Source organism: Mailhella sp., assembly GCF_057866825.1.
The window spans coordinates 1-2,877 of record NZ_DBMAHT010000186.1; the positions used below are offsets into that span (position 1 = coordinate 1).

Below are 2,877 nucleotides of genomic sequence, written 5' to 3' on the forward strand. Positions count from 1 at the left end.
TGAACGCCATGCTGAAGAAGAGCCATCTCCAGCCGCCCGCCTCATTCTTGAGCACCACGAGGGTGACGAAGCAGGGTGAGTAGATGAGCACGAAGAGCATGAGCGCGAGGGCCACGGTCTTGGACCAGCCGGGATCGGCGGCCAGACGGGCGGAAAGGGAATCGGGTTCGTCGGGATCGGTTTCGCCGATGGAGTAGGCCGTGCCCATGGTGGAGAGAATGGCTTCCTTGGCGGCCACGCCGGAAATGAGGGCCACGTCGGTGCGCCAGTCGAAGCCGAGGGGGCGGAACACGGGTTCCACGAGCTGGCCGATGCGGCCGCCCCAGGTGTTGCGCACGGTTTCGGAAGCCAGCGCGTTTTCGGTTTCGGACTTCTGTTCCTCAAGGGCCGCCTTCTGCTCCGCGGCGTCGGCAAGGGCCCGACTCATGGCGGCATCGGCGGGAGCGCTTTCAAGCTGCTGCTTCAGCGCGGCGATCTGTTCGTCGAGGGGCGCTATTTGAGCTTCGAGCGCGGCGATTTTTTCTTCAAAGGGCGCGGACTGCTTTTCGCTGAGCGCCGGGAAGGTGAGCGCGGCCCAGAGAATCACGGAGATGGCCAGAATGACGGTTCCCGCCTTTTTGATGTACATCCAGCCGCGTTCCCAGGTGTGGGTGAGAATGCTGCGCAGCGTGGGCAGGCGGTAGGGGGGCAGTTCCATGACGAAGGGCGTGGATTCCCCGCGGAACACGGTTTTTCTCAGGAAAAGCGACACCAGCAGCGCCACGGCCCAGCCGCACAGCGTGACGGCAAACATGATGCCCGCCTGATTTTCCGCAAAAAACGCGGCCGTGAGCATGAGAAACACCGGAATTTTCGCGCCGCAGGTCATGAGGGGCAGGGTCATCATGGTGGCCATGCGTTCCTTTTCGCTGCGCATGGTGCGGGTGGCCATCACGCCGGGAATGGCGCAGCCGCCCGCAATGCCGCCCGCAATGATGAAGGGCATCACCGAAGAGCCGTGCAGTCCGAAGGCCCGCATGACGCGGTCGAGCATGTAGGCCATGCGCGCCATGTAGCCGCTGTCCTCAAGGAACGACACGATGAGAAACATGATGAGAATGAGCGGCACGAAGCTGAGCACGCCGCCCACGCCGCCGATGACGCCGTCCACCACCAGCGACTGCACGAGACCTTCCGGCAGCACGCCGGTCATGAGTTCGCCGAGCCAGCCGAAGAAGTCTTCCACCCAGCCCTGCGGATACGCGCCCACGATGAACGTGGTCCAGAACATGAAATACACCACCGCCAGCATGATGGCCGGGCCGAAAATGGTGTTGGTGAGCACCTTGTCGAGCTTGTCGGTGAAGGCAAGGCGGTCTTTGGCGTTGTCCTTGCGAAGCACGCCGTCACGGAGCACGCTGTTGATGAAGCCGAAACGATAGTCGGCAATCACGGCGTCGGGCGTGGTGTCGTGCGTGGCGGAAAGATGAGCGGCGAGCGCGTCGCGCTGCGCTTCCAGATTCCGGGCGGCGTCGGGGTCGGCCCTGCGTATCTGATCGAGCACCACTTCGTCGTTTTCCAGAATCTTGATCGCGGTCCAGCGCGCGGGATAGCGTTCGACAAGCAGCTTCTTTTCGCTGATGAGGGCGCTCATGCGCTGAAGCGCGGGGTCCACGTCCGGGCCGTAGGCGATCACGAGCGGCTCGCAGGGCTTCTGCGCTTCTTCCAGCGCCAGAGCGAGCGCCCTGTCGAGGCCTTCGCCGGAGCGCGCCACCGTGGGCACGGCCCGCACGCCGAAGCGCGCGGAAAGCTTTTCCAGATCAATGGCTATGCCCGCGCGCTTCGCTTCGTCCATCATGTTGCAGGCGAGCACCACGGGCTGACCGAGTTCGCGTATCTGCACGGCGAGCATGAGGCCGCGCTCCAGCGTGGCGGAGTCGATGACGTCGATTACCGCACGGGGGCGCTCGACGGCATTTTCGGGGGCGAGCACGTCGCGCACCACGCGCTCTTCCATGGAGTAGGGCGTGAGCGAATACGCGCCCGGCAGATCGACCAGCAGCACTTTTTGATCGCCGCAGCGCGTCCAGCCTTCCTTCTTTTCCACGGTCACGCCGGGATAGTTGCCCACGTGCTGATGCGCGCCCGTCCAGGCGTTGAAGGCCGTGGTCTTGCCGCAGTTGGGATTGCCCGCAAGCGCAATGCGCACGCCGTTCTTCTTTTCTTCCTCGGTAAGGGCGGAGGCGCCGGGCACGCCTTTCTTTTCACACATGGGACAGCTCATTTGACCTCCACGGAAACGAAGTCGGCCTCGCTGTTGCGCAGGGCGATGGTGGAACCTTCAATGCGCAGCGCCACGGGATCGCGCAGGGGAGCCTTGCCCACCACCTGCACGGACATGCCGGGCACAAGCCCCATGTCGCGGATGCGGCGTCCGAGTTCTCCGTGAGCGGTGATCTTGACTATGCTCGCCTTCTGCCCCGGGGCGAGCTGACGGAGATTCATCTGTGACATGGCGTCCTCCTGAATAAAAATGAAATTCTTTTTCAATAAAAGTTCAAAAAAAAGATTGCGGAAATCCGAAATCCAAAAGGCCGTGAATGGAGAGTCCGCCGGATGGGCGGAAATCTGCCGGAGCGCCTGAGAGTTTTTTCTCATGGCGGATGGAACAGAGATAGTGAAATTGAAAACCATTGTCAACTTAAAATCACGGCAGGCGGGGTTCCGGGCGAAAAAACGCTGCGGGAGAGGAGAAAGCCGGGAGGCGGAAGGCCGGGGGCGGAGAAAATTGCGGCAGAGGCGGAAAGGGAGGCGAGAGAAGCGCGGAGGTGGGTTCATCAAAGAGCATGATATCCGGATTCATGGCCAGTGCCCTGGCAATAGCCACACGCTGTTTCT

General features: G+C 62.2%; 2 protein-coding genes and 1 pseudogene. All 3 read right to left on the reverse strand.

Annotation, left to right across the window (positions count from 1 at the left end):
- Window positions 1-2,251, reverse strand: a 2,251-nt coding sequence (gene feoB / locus ACZM96_RS10450; RefSeq protein ID WP_489488982.1) for a ferrous iron transport protein B, incomplete at its 3' end; no start/stop codon positions are given.
- 8 nt (window positions 2,252-2,259) lie between these two features.
- A complete protein-coding gene (locus tag ACZM96_RS10455) occupies window positions 2,260-2,493 on the reverse strand; it encodes a FeoA family protein (protein WP_294485178.1) in 234 nt (77 codons plus the stop codon).
- Between the two features lie 304 nt (window positions 2,494-2,797).
- Window positions 2,798-2,877 (reverse strand): annotated as a pseudogene (locus tag ACZM96_RS10460) (ATP-binding cassette domain-containing protein); the annotation flags it as partial.